Origin of the sequence: Indolivaga capnocytophagoides DSM 22835 (assembly GCF_000426485.1) — a bacterium.
GTDB classification, from domain to species: Bacteria; Bacteroidota; Bacteroidia; order Bacteroidales; family Dysgonomonadaceae; genus Dysgonomonas_A; species Dysgonomonas_A capnocytophagoides.
Window position 1 is genome coordinate 1 of record NZ_AUFL01000017.1, and the last position, 14,987, is coordinate 14,987.

Here is a 14,987-nt window from a genome sequence, read left to right on the forward strand (position 1 = left end):
AAGGTAAAATAAAGCAGAAATCCCAAGATTCTTCTATCTTGGGATTTTTCTTAAAATTGAGTAAGGATAAAATACATCATACATTTGTTTCAATTCTATTTGCTATTTTTAGTAGCAGAGCCTTATCTTCCTCATTATTCCAGATTGACTTGTCTAAGCCCCAATAAAAAGCATGAAAAGTCCTTTTTGTATTGGTAAACTGCCCCGTATAATTTTTCCCTTTTGTAGAATAGAGTAGTAATACTTCCCCTTTTTTAACTTCGTAATCAGGAAACATATAACAATGTCTCAAAAGGTTTGATATACTCCCATCACTATTGTACGTTGTATCTAAAATCATATAGTCAAATAAATTACAGTCCTCAAGAACCTCTATAAAAACTCGTTCTTTACCTTCATCGTCTTTATCCGCTACACTTTTAACAGATAACTTCATATCTGTACTTAAATCTTTCATTTTCATAATGTCAACAATTAAATTATTAATAAAAAAAAATTATCAATTTATTGCACTTAATACAAAAACTTTTCGACCTGTTCAAAACTTCTTTTAAGTAGTAATCTGCAAATTATTTTACATTTCCTTCAAAATAATTTGCAGATCTCATAAGAATAGAAGACAGCGAGAACTTTGTCTCGCCGTTTGCCTTTTGATTTTCGTTTCAACTTTTCGAGTTGCCGGAGCATGAAAGTATAATTTTCTCCGACTGTATATCCCGAATCCATAAGGAAGTGACTATCCTTACATAATTGACATTGTTTGATAGCCTTATTCAGATTAGTCACTTCGACTAATTGGCCTGTAATATCTTTTATCTTCATGCTACAAGTCTTTCCTCAATAAGCGAGATGTTTCGATTGACGAGATCAATTATCTGATTGTGGTATTTGGTATTCTTATTACAAACGCCTCTTGATTGGATAACCTTTAATTGCGAAATTGACACTTCTATTGTTTCAATCCGTTTACCATCTATACAAGCCGAAAGAATCAGCGAATCTTCTTTTGAATGATAACTGCCAACACAATGGTGCTTATGTGTAATTATGCATAAGCACCATTATGCAAAGTCTTTAGTTATGCGCAGTATTAATGTTAACAATCAAATAATAAGATGTTCTCCATTAAAACACTGCGCATAATAATTAGAGATTCCTCAGAAAATCCATGAGTGTTTGGTTTTCTGTCCAGTCTGGATATTCTAATGCATCATCTTTTATCGGAAAAGCCTCTTCAAGGATTTTTCGCTTTGCATCAATGTCTAAACGTGCATAGATCTCCGTTGTTTTGACAGACACATGTCCAAGCCAATCGCGGATTATTATCATGTTATATCCGGCCTGAAGTAAATGCATGGCCTTGCTATGCCGCAGAATATGTGGAGATATTTTTTCTGGCATTATTATGCTTTTAACCCTTGAAGTGTATTTCTTTAGTATATAAGTTATTCCTCCACGTGTAAGAGGTTCTCCTCTCTGATTGAAAAATAAAGGATAATCAAGTTTGTGTATGCTATTCATTTTTTTCTCCTTCATATAATTGGTTAAGAGTTCTACTGTATTCCCTACAATAGGAATATTACGACTTTTTCTTCCTTTTCCAGTCAACGTGATAATAGCCGGTGATTCAAGTCTAATATCTCGCATTCTTAAATCACAAACTTCCTGTACTCTTGCACCTGTATCATAAAGAACACTGAGAATAACCGCATCTCTTCTTTCTCTTACATCATGAAGGTTGGGCTCACACAGCAAACAACTAGTCTGCTCCTTGTCAAGACATTTCAATGCAGGAACATCTTTCTTCTTATATGGAATATTGAGTATCGTCTGACAGCAGTAAAGCTGCTTAGGATCTTCTGATTGAAGGTAACGAAAAAAAGAGTGGATTGCAGCAAGACGGTTATTTCTTGTTGCGTTGGAACAATGTCGTTCCGATTCAAGCCAATCGAGAAAATCGCATATTGCTTTTTTATCAATGTTTTTCAATACTAATTTCTCTGGCTTTACCGAAAGCCTTTCATCGAAAAAAGACATTAACAGACGGAATGTATAACTATAAGAGGATATAGTATTCTTACTCAAATTTCTGCAACTTACCAAAAAATCTTGGAAATATCTGGTGAGATGATATGCAAAGTCAGTAGGATTCTTCATGATTTCGATTTATTATTTGGGATTATTGAACCAAGTTTTTCTTCAAGGCTGTTTCTTATATCTTCAACCATATCCATGGAGAAATGAAGATAGTATAGGGCATTATTTTTCTATCCTAACTACATGAGATTATAATAAAATAATCTTTACACATCTCATCTGCTGCAATTACGCTAAGTTCTCCTTACAATCCTTATACAGCTTTATTAGGTGAAAAATTGACATATCTATCAATGGCTCAAACATAAAGCTATTTACGTGAATGAGTTCTGGTGTCATCATATTAACTCGCTCTATGATATCCTTATTGCTATCGGTAGGGCAAGTATCCTTATATAAGCTTGTCCACTTTCCGGTCTGATTACCGGAAACAACAAGGACCGCTTCATCTTTTCCAGAAGCAATTATCTTGTCATGCATATATTTTTCGGCTAAATGACGAATAGCAATAGAAAGTACAATTTTATTTTGTATTAACACTGGATTAGGCGTTGCCTCGTTTGCAATTGCGTCTGCCGTAGCCATAATAAGGTTATATACTTTATTAACAGTTTTTGTACGCTTTATGCCTTTGCCTAATGTGTAATCATTCAGAATGTCTATGACTTGGCTTTCAGTGATGCTCGTTGTGTCGCCTTTCATATGTAGACAATCAGTAAGTGTGATATATTCTGACACCTTCTCTCCTTTTGTATACTCTATCAGATTTCTTACAAAAGGTATCATGCTGATGAAAATTTTGTCATTGTCATCATGTCCTACAAAAGCATTAGCATATACGTTACCCTTATATTGTCCGGTCTCCAAAGTAACCTTGCCGTCTGCTGTCCGTTCAACCATCCAAAGATTATTCTGAAATAGACTCAAACGAGACGAAACTGTACGGTAAAAATCATAGTTATGGGTCATAATGAGCATATAAAACTTATTGCCACCTCTTTCAGCTAAATCCTTGATATATTCAACAATGGCGTATTTATTCTGGTAGTCAAATGAATCGGCTATATCATCCATCACCAAAATGCAATCATCGCCAACCATCTTGCGAGCCTCCATTTCAAAAAGAAACTGCAAAATAATAAAAGCACGTTTCTCTCCACGGCTCAATATTTTGTCTAATTCCTTTCTTTCCTTAATAATGGGTGCTTGCCCTTCCACAATATAAGAAAATTGAAGTTTTGCGGCTTCTTTTTTTAAGATAATGTCTCGCTGGTTAGCTATAGAAACTTTTAATGGTACGTGGAAGCGAGCATTATAGAGATTAATTATATCTTTCCATCTTTCTTGTTGTTCTCCGGCTTGTAGCAACACTTCAAGCAACTTATCCTTGTTTTCGTTATAAATCTGGATATATGAATCGAAAAGTGGCTTTACATCTGTCTTAGCGAGGTAGCCTAACCAAACTTTCTTGCGAAAATCTTCATAATTGAGCATTTCAAGAATCCACTCCGGATGCGATTCAATTACTGCCTTAAATCCTCGCAGTTCTGTGTTTTTATCAATAGCTTTCGTTATTTTTTCAAAAGATTTTCTCAACTTTTCATCGTTGAGTATTCTTTCTTGTTCGTCGGACATCATTTTCTGTAACTGCTCATGAGAGGTGACTTCTGTTCCATCCTGTAATACAATCTTATGCTGTACCCCAAAAAAGACGCCATCAGAAACATACTGAGACAACTGTGTTACTTGATAAGTTCCAAAAGCATGAGCTCCAACAGAACGATACAATGTGGATTCGGTTAAAAGTTTTTCATAATTCTCAATGTACTCTTTTAGATTTTCCTTATGGTTTTCAAGAAATGCTTTTACTGCTCCCTTTGTATCGAAAACATCATTATATCGGAATTCAAATACTGGCAATCCAATATTTACCTCAGGATCTATTTTCTCCAAAATACTAAAAATAGTATCATCTTCATTCTGTGTAAAGGTTTCTACTATTTCTTTTTCACAATCGGTACTTTGTGAACTGCTCTTCAACTTAGTCATCAGAGATTCTTTCTCCTTTGTTAGCTTTTGATATATTTCATCATATTTTGTTTTAAGCTCAACACTAGCTAGGAAGTTTATAAAAGAGCCGGAACTATCTATCTCATCATCACCATTTACTACAAAAATATTTTTATTCAATATATTATTACCATCGGCTGTTAAATCATACTTAACATCATTTTCCTTGCAAAGTTGGTCACAAGGTTTTTCTTTTGATTGTTCTGACAGAAATTTCATTGTCTTGGCAAACGATGTTTTCATTGTCCCATTAGCCGCATATATAAGATGCACTTGTTTTCCAGCGGAAAACTTAAATTCATGGTTAAGACTCTTAATGCCAAAACAGTTTAACCAATCTATCTTTATACTCTGTATCATCCTATTGTGTTTTTCACAAAGGTAGTGAATAAACCTAAAAGCAAAGAGAATTTAAGCAGTAAACTACCAGAAATCAAGCTAATATTATCCAAAGCTATTCTGAAAACTATTGACTGTAAAGTATTGACAATCAATATTGGATATAAACAGCTTTGGATAATGATATACTTTGGATAATAATGTACAGCCATTGAATAGACTTCGTCATCGGTGAAGCCATTACAACCGCTTTTTTGTACTTCGTTTAAAATGTAAGTACAACAATCGTCAATGTTCTTATCGAGATTTGCGAATGATTGGGCGAACAAAGGGTCTACAGATGCCCTTTGTTCTAAATGGGTTAATATGGTTCGTGTGAAATATGCTGTTGATTTCATAGTCGTTATTTGTTTAAGTTTAATACTGTTTGTAATTCTATTCTCTTGGTTTTGGAAAATATCCATCCTGCTTGCTTCTCATTGTTGTGTGTCAGTCTCGGATTGAATTTTCCACCCATTGCTTTGAGTAGATCTTTGATTTCTTTGGTATCTCCGAACAGGGCAATTGCTTTTTCTGAATAATCGACTATCTCAAAAGAGAGGTTATCGGATTCAAATTGAAGAGTTGGTTCTTTCTGCTCTTGGATAGAGGTATCATTGTCATTATTCTTATTGATGTAAATACCATCGGGACATCCTGCCACATAGGCAAATTCATCAATCTTGTTCTTTCTGTCATATATCGGTGATTTTTCGATAATCCATCCGCGGTATTTGCTTTCTCCGAGATAATACCCTGCACCCATTGAATACTTTTCCCTGTGTTCATACTCCTCGTTATAGGTTGCCAGATGTGCTGTTTCTTCAAAATTTGAAGCATACTTCCGCATTTCGGAGAATATATCACGTTTGTGTTTGGAAAAGCCTAAGATGACAGTGCGTGTTACTCTTGAGGCATAATAATCAGTTTGTGAGTCGGATTCATCAGCTTTCAAGCGAGCCACAATGATCGCTTTGGCATCTTTAGGTAGGTTTTCATTCAGCCATTTGCGACCGATTTCCCTTACAGCCTTTCTGCGCTCATTCTCTTGTTGTTCTTTTTCCTGTTCTGCATCTTCTTTTGCCTTTGCTTTTGTATAGAGTTCAATAACTTCTTCTTCGGGCATAAACTCAATATTGTTCTCATCGTAATACATACCGATTCCAAACTTTTGGCTCAACGGTTTAATGATTTCAGATTGTTGTATATCAAGCGTGCGGAGGTTAATCAGATGATAGTGATAGCCGTATTTGTCGTGTGTAATTAGGTGGACTACATAACGGTCATAGGAGTATCCTTCCATTTGAATGATTTGGTTTTTGGCGACTGCTTTCACTTCAGTATCAGTTGTTGTTCCTGCGAACAATGAATAGATTTTTGTCATGGCTGTACGGTTTAAAAGATTATAAATAAGAAAATGGAGATAAGGATGATAAAAGCTATAATTGATAATATCATCTTGATGAATAGCTTTACTATTTTAAATACAAAGCAGATAATTAGATAGCCACCGATAAGTCCTGTAATAACAGAGGTGTTTATACTCACTTGTGTCACTATCCATGCACACAGAGCCACTATTGCTACCCCTAAACCCAATTTTATGATGATTCCAGAGGGGAGGGAGTTTTGTTTCAATATTTTTCTTTCGTTTCTCATAACTGCGACTTTTTTTTTCATGCGTCATCCGTCGTGTCGGTCATTTTTTGTTTCAAGGGCAACAAGCTGGTATAGGCTTTTAGACAGGCATATTTTTTCGGATAAATACGCTCGCCTGAAAGGAAAGAGGAAGATTTTTTCGAAAACCGACAGGCGTAAGAATATGCAGAACTAAAAGCCGTTCATACCTTTGCCCGATGAACAAGAAGACCGATCAAGTGATGACTCCGCAGAAAGAGGAGCAGTTATAAAAGGAGAAACGGAAGAGAAATTCTATAATATTGATATATTAATTAAGATTCTGAATTCGCATTATCTCTATAGCTTTATGTACTTTTGTTTTGATGGAAAAGAAAGCTCTTGAAATATTTCGTGCAGAAGTAAACACTGAATTATCGCTACCTATCGCTGATGGAGGAATCAAAGCTGGATTCCCTAGTCCGGCTCAGGATTTCATGGATCTGGCTATCGACTTGAATAAAGAGTTGGTTCGCCATCCGTCCAGTACATTCTATGGACGCGTTCGTGGTGATAGCATGCAGGATGCTGGTGTTTATGATGGAGATATATTGATTATTGATAAATCGCTGGAGCCGCGAAACGGAGATATGGCAGTCTGCTTTGTCGATGGTGAATTCACGATTAAATACATTAAAATAGAAAAAGATATAGTGTGGCTTATACCTGCTAATAAAAGCTATAGCCCTATCAAAGTAACAGAAGATAATGATTTCCTTATCTGGGGGATAGTAACTTATTCGATAAAGAAACAAAGATAAAATATGATTGGAGATATAAAGCATATTGTGGTGTTTCAAAGCTTACCAGCTACTGATCAGCAAACAGGCCAAAATTTATATGACGACTGTATAAAACGTCGTATTGATTATATGCAAGAGAATGAGCAAAAAATGACTCATAGCTTTTATGATATCCAGAATAGAGAACAATTAATTGAATTATTCAAATATTATGAAACTAATGCTGAATATATGTTAGATGGATTATTATTCCATTTTGAGATGCACGGAGATCAGAACAATGGACTTTTGTTAAAGAATGGTGAATATATATCATGGACTGAATTAATAACTCTATTCAGACCTATTAATGTAAAAACTAATAATAGGTTATTTATCACTATGGCTACATGCTATGGACGTTTTTTATATACGGGGATTGATGATGCATACAAAAAGTCTCCTTATTCCGGGTATATTTCTTCTAGTAGAGAAGTAACAGTGCAAGAGGTATTGGACGATTTTGATTTACTTTTTGAAACTTTAATTGACCAAAGAAATATAATTCAGGCATTCATAGACACAGAGAAAACTCAATCTAGATTTTTTTATAAAGATATGGAAACAACATTTGATGATGCTTTTAAATATACTATTTGGAAATGTGAGAATGATCCGGAATTTTTGAAAAATGGAATTCTTGCTGATTTCGAGCAAGAATTTGGGTATAAAGCTTCTAATGAAGAATATAAAAGAATATTTGATAAGGTAGTTGAAGATTTATATAACAAGCAAAAAAAAGCATTTAATTTTAGTAATTAATGTACGCCCTAATCGACTGTAATAACTTCTTTGTTTCGTGTGAACGGGTCTTCAATCCCGCATTAAACAATCGTCCTGTTGTTGTACTCAGCAACAACGATGGCTGTGTTATATCACGTAGCAATGAAGCCAAAGCATTAGGGATAAAAATGGGAGTACCATTTTTTCAAATAAAGGAACTCGTTAAGCAATATAATGTTGGGGTTTACTCGACCAATTTCACACTCTATGGAGATATGTCGGACAGAGTGATGAATACTCTATCCAATCTCGTACCTGAGATGGAAGTATATTCTGTAGACGAGGCTTTTCTTCATTTACACGGAATTAAAGATGTTGCAAGTTATAGTGAACATATTATTCGTACAGTCACAAAGAATACAGGAATATCGGTATCGATAGGTGTAGCACCGACTAAGACTCTGGGTAAAATAGCCAATCACTTTGCCAAGAAATATAAGGCATATCATAATATTTGTATTATTGATAGCGAGGAGAAACGTATCAAAGCCTTACAGAAAACACCTATTAGTGATGTTTGGGGCATAGGGCGTCGCCACACAAAGATGCTTGAATATCACAGAGTAAAAACAGCATATGATTTGACTCTAAAGACTCGATCATGGGTCAGAGGTAAGATGACTGTAATCGGGGAACGAACTTGGCTGGAATTGCACGGTATCCCCTGTATTGAAAAAGACGAACTGTCGGCCAAGAAACAACAAATATGTACATCCAGAAGTTTCGGGCAGCCAATTACTGAATACAACAATTTACTGGAGTCTATCGCTTCGTTAGCCTCTCTGAGTGTAGCTAAATTGAGAAAACAGAAAACTGTAACCAAAGCCGTTTATATTTTTGTGCAAACCGATCGATTTGAAGAGGATGTGTATAAACCTTCAAAAGTTGTTCCTTTGTCATTCTATACATCGGATACAGGCGAGATTATCGGTTACTGTCGTCAGGCTTTGGATTCGATTTATTTGCCAAATCTGGAATATAAAAGGGCTGGAGTTGTATTGATTGATATTATCCCCGAAGAATATGCATTGCGAGATTTCTTTGATGAAAAAGACCGTGATAAGCTACAGAGATTAAACCAGACTTTGGATGAGATAAATAAAAAGAATGGACGTGATACTGTAAAACTTGCAGTTCAGGGAAACGGTTATAGTAAGAATATTCGTCAGGAGCATCTCTCAAAACGATACACGACCAATCTTAATGATATTATTGAAATTAGAATTTAGTAAAAAAACAAATGATAAAAGTTATAGCCGAGGATTTTATAAAAGAAGAGTATTTGGATATAGTAAAACCTCTTTATGCTGAATTGGTTGCTAAAACCAAACTGGAAAAAGATTGTATAGATTACAACCTTTATATAGATCAGGACGATAAAACTCACTTTATCTTCATTGAAGAATGGCCCGATCATGAAGCATTGAACAGGCATTGCCGCACAGAGCATTTCAGACGACTTGTACCTCTGATTAATAAACACCAATCCAAAGAATGTGAATTTACCATTATGGATATTTTTCAATAAGTAAAAGAATGGAGAATAAAGATATTCTGATAAAAGCACAGGAATATATAAAAGAAACTTTTCTCAAAGAAGGAACGGGGCATGATTATTATCATATAGAACGTGTAGTTATTAATGCCCGAAAGATATTGAGAATAGAACATGCAGATAGCTTTTTGGTTGAACTGGCGGCTTGGTTGCATGACCTTGGCGATCATAAACTTCATAACGAAATAGATAAGTCAGAAGAGTTAATCAGTGCATTTCTAAAATCCTTATTTGTTGAGCAGTCAATTATAAACAGAGTTGTCGAGATTGTTTCTCAGGTTTCTTTCAGCAAAGGAAATAAGCCATCTTCAATAGAAGCTGAGATCGTACAAGATGCAGACCGTTTGGATGCTATCGGGGCAATCGGCATTGCCCGGTGTTTTGCATATGGCGGTAGTAAGAATCGAATTCTATATAGCCCTGATGAACAAGAGAAAGAAAATTCAAGTATTCAACACTTTTATGACAAGTTGTTTAAACTAAAGGATCTGATGAATACAGAATCGGCTAAGCTGATAGCTGCAAAACGCCATTCATTTATGGAAGAATATATTGCTGAATTTTACAGGGAAGTTCAATAAGAGATCTATCTTTGCAGTTCAAATTTAAAATATGATAGTGATGAAAAATTTAGTAGAAAATTTAAGTCAATTGTTTGCTAACTTTTCAAAAGATGCAAATACTCAGGTAGAGAATGGAAACAAAGCAGCCGGACAGCGTGCCAGAAAAGTGTCTTTGGAAATAGAAAAAGCGTTGAAAGAATTCCGTAAGGTATCTATCGAAGAGTCTAAGAAATAAGAAAGAGGAGCTATTGCTCCTCTTCTTCATTTTGTATATATCCTACACGTTTTCTAGGTTTATCGTCCTGTTCTCTGGTACTGGCCAACTCTGTCAGAGCCTGATATATCTCATTAAACTGCATATTGGTCTCGAGCATAAATGTTTCTAACTTTTGGTTAAGTTCTGCATAGCCTAAAGCATATTGACGAAGAGCAACGAAAGCTCTCATTATAGAAATATTGATTTCGATGGCTATCTTACTTCGTAAGACGGAAGAGAGCATAGATACTCCCTGCTCAGTAAATGCAAAGATCTTAGTTGCTCCGATATTATAACCGGAGGGTATCACAGATTGTGACACCCCCATGTTTATCAATCCCATAGCTTCTTCCCCCGTCAATTCAAACATAAAGTCAGAAGGGAAACGCTCTATATTTCTTCGGACAGCCTGTTTTAAAACTCGGGTTTCAACCTGATAGAGTTCTGCTAAATGAAAATCGATCATCACCCGTAAGCCACGAACCTCAAATATCTTATTTTGAATAATCTGTAATTTCATGTCAATTCAGAGTTTTAGATGATGGTTTTCCTGTGTTAGCATTGAATATTATGATCATTTCAGATTTAGCTTTTGCCTTTTCGTATTCACAAAAAGCATTGAATACCCATTCCCTAAAAGCTTTGGTATATAGGGATTGAATACGAAAACTCAAGAAAATAATAGCTTTTAAATTATAGTAAATGCGAACATATTCTTCTTTTTCATTTCGGATATACCTGTATTCTTTTGTTACTTCACTTTCTCTTAGTAAGCCATCTTTAAATATAGCTTTGAGATGCTTGCTGATTGTCGGGGTATAAACCCCAAACAAATCAGCGATTTCATTTACTGTCATCCAAACTGTACCATCTACAATTTTTACTTCAATGATTGGTCTGTCGGTATCTATATCTGTAAACTTTATATATCCTGTTTTCATAAACTCAACTAGATTAAACAATAGCACTTTTTGATTCGTAAGTTTTTAGTTTTTCCACAATAGCATTCATTTCATTGGCTATCTTGTTATTAGTTATCCGGGCATATATTTGTGTTGTCTGGATTTTTGTGTGCCCCAGCATTTTCGATACAGACTCGATCGGAATACCCAACGATAAAAACGTCGTTGCGAATGTATGACGGCTCATGTGATAGGTGAGGTGCTTCTCAATACCGCACAAATCGGCAATTTCTTTCAAATAAGAGTTCATCTTCTGATTGCACATTGTCGGAAGAACTTTGTTGTTCTTTTGTTCCCCTCTGTATTTCTCTATTATAGAAAGTGGTATATCCATTAAAGGAACGGTTATATCGGTATTCGTTTTAACACGCTTCTTCATAATCCATAGATTATCATCAAAATGAGGCTTTATATCGTCATACGTTAATTCGTATATGTCTGCATATGAAAGTCCGGTGAAACAGGAAAATATAAATATATCCCTTACCTTTTCGATCCGGCCAATAGAGAAGTCTTTCTCAATAATCGCCTTTATCTCTTCTTCAGTCAGATATCCTCTGTCAACCTTCTCAAAATGGATTTTATAATTCGCGTAAGGGTCTGCGATGATCCAACCATTGTTCTTTGCTATATTGATAATCTTCTTCAGAAGCCTCATGTTGCGCCCGATTGTATTGGTCTGGCAATTCCCGTCAATTCTAAGATAAGTTTCAAAATCCGTTAAGAAACTGTGTTTAATATCTTTCAGTTTAATATCAGACAGATTATATTTGAATTTTAAGAATGTCTGAAGCTTTTTATAAACACATTTGTATTTTTGCAGGATAGCCGGAGAGAATTTTTTACCGACCAGTTTTTCCATATCTTCATTGTGCTGACGATAGACTTCCAAAAGATAGATTGGTATGTCGTTAGGAGACGAGGAGATACCAAGAATACTGTTTTTCAAGCCTTCTGCAGAAACAATCCCATCACGATCAAATATCTCATTGTATTTTTCATTGATAAGGCTGGTATAAGAATCTATGATCTTATTGATACTTAAAGCTTCTCTGCTTTTACCGATTGCTCTGCCTGTACTTGATTCCCAAATACCTGTATTTATTGCAGCTTTTATATTAAAACTGACCTTTTCCTGAGAGATGGTAATCCGACAAAAGATAGGTGCTGTTCCGTCCTTTTTAAGTTTGTCTCGACGGATGTAATAAATGACATTGAATGTACTTTTCATAACTACTCATTTTAAATTACAAATAAAATATTATTGTTTTTCGAATGAGTAAATCTTGCACTTCCAAAAATGTCTGATACACTGCCAATTAAAGACAATTTAGGGTGAACACTTTTTTCGGTTAAGGTGAACACTTTGGGGAACGAATTAAGGCGTTCGATGCCCATTTTATGTCTTTTTCTGGCTATATGGATAAAAAGAAAAATCCTACAATATATTGATATTGTAGGATTTAACTAACTTTTTTCGCCTATTGGCTTTAACTTTGGCGGTATGGACGGGACTCGAACCCGCGACCCCCTGCGTGACAGGCAGGTATTCTAACCAGCTGAACTACCACACCGTTTTTTTTGGAGTGTCATTTCCTCTGAAATGCGATGCAAAGATAGATGCGTTTTCGAGATTTTCCAAATTTTAAGAGAGAAAAATTTCAATAAAAATCAATTTCTTTGCATCGCCTTCTTTAGAATGTTTTATATCAGATTATTACAAAAACCATTTTTATTTCAGCCATTGATCAAACCAGCGGAAAAACTCACGCTGAAACAAGATTCCGTTCTGCGGCTGGGCTATCCAATGGGTTTCATCCGGAAATATAAGCATACGGGTAGGAATGCCTCTAAGCTTTGCTGCATTGAAAGCCATCATTCCCTGCGATGCCAGAATACGGTAATCAAACTCGCCATGAGTAATCATGATAGGAGTATCCCATTTATCGACAAAACGATGAGGAGAATTAGCATACGAGCGTTGAGCGATAGAATTATTACGATCCCAGAAAGAACCACCCAGATCCCAATTGGCAAACCACATTTCTTCGGTTTCCAGATATTGAGCCTCAAGATTGAATATTCCCGCATGAGCCAAGAATGCTTTGAATCGCTTATTATGGTTTCCGGCAAGCCAGTATGTAGAGAATCCGCCGTAGCTCGCTCCTGTACAACCTAACTTATCGGCATTTACAAAAGGTTCTTTAGCCAAAGCATCGATTGCCGAAAGATAATCTTTCATATTCTGACCGCCGTAATCTCCACTGATCTGTTCATTCCATTCTTTACCAAATCCGGGTAAACCTCTACGGTTAGGAGCGACAATGATATATCCTTTCGCTGCCATCATCTGCAGATTCCAACGATAAGACCAGAACTGGCTCACTGTACTTTGAGGACCTCCCTGACAATACAATAATGCTGGATATTTCTTATTTGGATCGAAGTTTGGCGGATATACTACCCATGTCAGCATTTTCTTACCATCAGTTGTAGGAATCCATCTCTCCTCTACTTTACCCATTGTTATCTGATTCAGAATCTCCTTATTTTCAAAAGATATCTGTGTAGCCTTTCCCGTATTTGCATCAACCGAATAGATTTCATTAGGCTGAGACATAGAATGACGTAAAGCGATCAGTTTATCTCCTGCCAGCGAGAATGACTCATAATCATGCACTCCTTCGGTTACAGGCTTAATCTCTTTGGTATGAATATATGCCTTAAAGATCTGGGTCTTCGCCTCAACACAACTTATGATATACAAGCTTTGATTGTCGTTGTTCCATTGTATGAAATCAGTATTATAATCGAAATCTTCGGTTACATAAGTTTTGTCTCCGGTCGCTAGATTCATTACAAACAATCGGTTCTTATCCGATTCATAACCATCACGCTCCATACTTTGCCATGCTATGTATTTTCCATCCGGAGAGAAAACCGGATTTATATCATATCCCATCATTCCATCTGTGATATTCGAAGTCTTTTTGCTGTCGATTTCATACAGATAGATATCAGAATTGGTTGACAAAGCATAAGCCATTCCCGTTTTCTTACGGCAAGTATAAGCGATTGTTTTACTATCAGGACTCCAAGCCAGCTGTTCAATACCACCAAAGGGCAGCATCGGACACTCATAAGGTTCACCTTCTAGTATATCCCGGTCATTGCTTAGCTTACTGCCATCGTAATCTGCTAGAAAGCTATGAGGAATTTCCTCTATCCATTCCGACCAGTGTTTGTACATCAGATCATCAATAATGCGTCCTGAAGCCTTAGGAAGGTCGGGATATATATCAGAAGTCCGTTCTCCGAACTTAACATTCTTAATATACAGGATTTTCTTTTCATTCGGCGAATAGCTAAATCCATTGACACCACCCTCTACATCACTGATCTTTACCCGATCACTTCCATCGGGATTCATTTCCCATATTTGCGAAGAACCGCCTTCACTGGATAAAAATGCAATCTTAGAACCGTTTTTTACCCACACAGCACTATTCTCTCCTGTTGGTGTTTTTGTGATCTGCTTATTATCAGAGCCATCGATATTCATTGTGAATAACTCACGGTTGGTCTTATTCTGCTCAATGCTGACATAAGTTACTCCATATAAAATCTTAGATTTATCGGGAGACACCACCGCTTCGCTGATTCTTCCAAAACTGTACAAAGCCTCGGGAGTCATCAATCCGTCAGTTATTTTCACCGTCGCTTTTCCGATAAGGGGAGCCGCAGCCTCATCCTTCTCCTTACTGTCTTTGCCCGAACCACAAGCCAACATGCCTGCACTCAATGCAATTGCCATAATAGATTTGTATTTCATTTACGTTGTATATTGATTAAGGTCCCAGACCT

17 protein-coding genes, 1 tRNA gene and 1 pseudogene are annotated in these 14,987 nt (G+C 36.1%); 6 read left to right on the forward strand and 13 right to left on the reverse strand.

Translation table 11 applies throughout. From position 1 onward, the window contains the following. Positions 1-76 precede the first annotated feature (76 nt). From K322_RS0110085 to K322_RS0110120, 8 genes and pseudogenes are all read right to left on the reverse strand, one after another. Complete coding sequence (locus tag K322_RS0110085) at positions 77-463, reverse strand: hypothetical protein (RefSeq protein WP_051290748.1); 387 nt, start codon at positions 461-463, stop codon at positions 77-79. A 122-nt stretch (positions 464-585) separates the two neighbouring features. After that, positions 586-822, reverse strand: a complete 237-nt coding sequence (locus tag K322_RS19130; RefSeq protein WP_051290749.1) for a hypothetical protein — start codon at positions 820-822, stop codon at positions 586-588. Beyond that, positions 819-1,034: pseudogene (locus K322_RS20620) on the reverse strand (PcfJ domain-containing protein); the annotation flags it as partial. The pseudogene K322_RS20620 and the gene K322_RS19130, both read right to left, overlap by 4 nt. Before the next feature lie 112 nt (positions 1,035-1,146). Then, positions 1,147-2,157: a tyrosine-type recombinase/integrase gene (locus tag K322_RS0110095; RefSeq protein WP_026626781.1), complete on the reverse strand. Its 1,011-nt coding sequence runs from the start codon at positions 2,155-2,157 to the stop codon at positions 1,147-1,149. 168 nt (positions 2,158-2,325) lie between these two features. Continuing rightward, positions 2,326-4,527, reverse strand: a complete 2,202-nt coding sequence (locus K322_RS0110105; protein WP_035331858.1) for an AAA family ATPase — start codon at positions 4,525-4,527, stop codon at positions 2,326-2,328. Continuing rightward, positions 4,524-4,904 (reverse strand): PcfK-like family protein, encoded by a 381-nt coding sequence (locus tag K322_RS20625; RefSeq protein ID WP_084158560.1) that lies wholly within the window; start codon positions 4,902-4,904, stop codon positions 4,524-4,526. Before K322_RS20625 ends, K322_RS0110105 begins: the two co-directional genes overlap by 4 nt. 5 nt (positions 4,905-4,909) lie before the next feature. Then, a complete protein-coding gene (locus tag K322_RS0110115) occupies positions 4,910-5,929 on the reverse strand; it encodes a hypothetical protein (RefSeq protein ID WP_026626783.1) in 1,020 nt (339 codons plus the stop codon). 11 nt (positions 5,930-5,940) lie between these two features. After that, positions 5,941-6,204, reverse strand: coding sequence for a hypothetical protein (locus tag K322_RS0110120; protein ID WP_084158561.1), 264 nt, complete (start codon positions 6,202-6,204; stop codon positions 5,941-5,943). A 344-nt stretch (positions 6,205-6,548) separates the two neighbouring features. Here K322_RS0110120 and K322_RS0110130 point away from each other — a divergent pair, with 344 nt between their 5' ends. The 6 genes from K322_RS0110130 to K322_RS0110155 are packed head-to-tail and all read left to right on the forward strand — an operon-like array spanning position 6,549 to position 10,140. Continuing rightward, positions 6,549-6,983, forward strand: coding sequence for a LexA family protein (locus K322_RS0110130; protein ID WP_026626785.1), 435 nt, complete (start codon positions 6,549-6,551; stop codon positions 6,981-6,983). Positions 6,984-6,986: 3 nt separating this feature from the next. Further along, positions 6,987-7,766, forward strand: a complete 780-nt coding sequence (locus K322_RS0110135; protein ID WP_026626786.1) for a hypothetical protein — start codon at positions 6,987-6,989, stop codon at positions 7,764-7,766. Continuing rightward, entirely contained in the window at positions 7,766-9,016 is a 1,251-nt protein-coding gene (locus K322_RS0110140; protein ID WP_026626787.1) for a Y-family DNA polymerase, read from the forward strand. The genes K322_RS0110135 and K322_RS0110140 overlap by 1 nt, the downstream gene beginning before the upstream one ends. 11 nt (positions 9,017-9,027) lie before the next feature. Further along, complete coding sequence (locus K322_RS0110145; protein WP_026626788.1) at positions 9,028-9,315, forward strand: putative quinol monooxygenase; 288 nt, start codon at positions 9,028-9,030, stop codon at positions 9,313-9,315. Between the two features lie 8 nt (positions 9,316-9,323). Next, positions 9,324-9,923, forward strand: a complete 600-nt coding sequence (locus K322_RS0110150; RefSeq protein WP_035331860.1) for an HD domain-containing protein — start codon at positions 9,324-9,326, stop codon at positions 9,921-9,923. Positions 9,924-9,963: 40 nt separating this feature from the next. Next, positions 9,964-10,140, forward strand: coding sequence for a histone H1 (locus K322_RS0110155; protein WP_026626790.1), 177 nt, complete (start codon positions 9,964-9,966; stop codon positions 10,138-10,140). Between the two features lie 10 nt (positions 10,141-10,150). Here K322_RS0110155 and K322_RS0110160 read toward each other — a convergent pair whose 3' ends face one another. The 5 genes from K322_RS0110160 to K322_RS0110180 form a co-directional block, all read right to left on the reverse strand. Further along, complete coding sequence (locus K322_RS0110160; RefSeq protein WP_026626791.1) at positions 10,151-10,681, reverse strand: ORF6N domain-containing protein; 531 nt, start codon at positions 10,679-10,681, stop codon at positions 10,151-10,153. A gap of 1 nt (position 10,682) precedes the next feature. Continuing rightward, positions 10,683-11,102, reverse strand: coding sequence for an ArsR family transcriptional regulator (locus K322_RS0110165; RefSeq protein WP_026626792.1), 420 nt, complete (start codon positions 11,100-11,102; stop codon positions 10,683-10,685). A 13-nt stretch (positions 11,103-11,115) separates the two neighbouring features. Further along, a complete protein-coding gene (locus tag K322_RS0110170; protein WP_026626793.1) occupies positions 11,116-12,354 on the reverse strand; it encodes a site-specific integrase in 1,239 nt (412 codons plus the stop codon). 266 nt (positions 12,355-12,620) lie between these two features. Next, positions 12,621-12,697: transfer RNA gene (locus K322_RS0110175), tRNA-Asp, on the reverse strand. A gap of 158 nt (positions 12,698-12,855) precedes the next feature. Beyond that, positions 12,856-14,955: a S9 family peptidase gene (locus K322_RS0110180; protein ID WP_026626794.1), complete on the reverse strand. Its 2,100-nt coding sequence runs from the start codon at positions 14,953-14,955 to the stop codon at positions 12,856-12,858. Between the last annotated feature and the right edge of the window lie 32 nt (positions 14,956-14,987).

Coding starts and splice junctions, on each gene's coding strand:
- K322_RS0110165 (WP_026626792.1), bottom strand. CDS start 11,102: ATGAAAACAGGATATATAAAGTTTACAGATATAGATACCGACAGACCA.
- K322_RS0110180 (WP_026626794.1), bottom strand. CDS start 14,955: ATGAAATACAAATCTATTATGGCAATTGCATTGAGTGCAGGCATGTTG.
- K322_RS0110120 (WP_084158561.1), bottom strand. CDS start 6,204: ATGAGAAACGAAAGAAAAATATTGAAACAAAACTCCCTCCCCTCTGGA.
- K322_RS19130 (WP_051290749.1), bottom strand. CDS start 822: ATGAAGATAAAAGATATTACAGGCCAATTAGTCGAAGTGACTAATCTG.
- K322_RS0110130 (WP_026626785.1), top strand. CDS start 6,549: ATGGAAAAGAAAGCTCTTGAAATATTTCGTGCAGAAGTAAACACTGAA.
- K322_RS0110095 (WP_026626781.1), bottom strand. CDS start 2,157: ATGAAGAATCCTACTGACTTTGCATATCATCTCACCAGATATTTCCAA.
- K322_RS0110140 (WP_026626787.1), top strand. CDS start 7,766: ATGTACGCCCTAATCGACTGTAATAACTTCTTTGTTTCGTGTGAACGG.
- K322_RS0110160 (WP_026626791.1), bottom strand. CDS start 10,681: ATGAAATTACAGATTATTCAAAATAAGATATTTGAGGTTCGTGGCTTA.
- K322_RS0110150 (WP_035331860.1), top strand. CDS start 9,324: ATGGAGAATAAAGATATTCTGATAAAAGCACAGGAATATATAAAAGAA.
- K322_RS0110155 (WP_026626790.1), top strand. CDS start 9,964: ATGAAAAATTTAGTAGAAAATTTAAGTCAATTGTTTGCTAACTTTTCA.
- K322_RS0110145 (WP_026626788.1), top strand. CDS start 9,028: ATGATAAAAGTTATAGCCGAGGATTTTATAAAAGAAGAGTATTTGGAT.
- K322_RS0110135 (WP_026626786.1), top strand. CDS start 6,987: ATGATTGGAGATATAAAGCATATTGTGGTGTTTCAAAGCTTACCAGCT.
- K322_RS0110170 (WP_026626793.1), bottom strand. CDS start 12,354: ATGAAAAGTACATTCAATGTCATTTATTACATCCGTCGAGACAAACTT.
- K322_RS0110115 (WP_026626783.1), bottom strand. CDS start 5,929: ATGACAAAAATCTATTCATTGTTCGCAGGAACAACAACTGATACTGAA.
- K322_RS0110085 (WP_051290748.1), bottom strand. CDS start 463: ATGAAAATGAAAGATTTAAGTACAGATATGAAGTTATCTGTTAAAAGT.
- K322_RS20625 (WP_084158560.1), bottom strand. CDS start 4,904: ATGAAATCAACAGCATATTTCACACGAACCATATTAACCCATTTAGAA.
- K322_RS0110105 (WP_035331858.1), bottom strand. CDS start 4,527: ATGATACAGAGTATAAAGATAGATTGGTTAAACTGTTTTGGCATTAAG.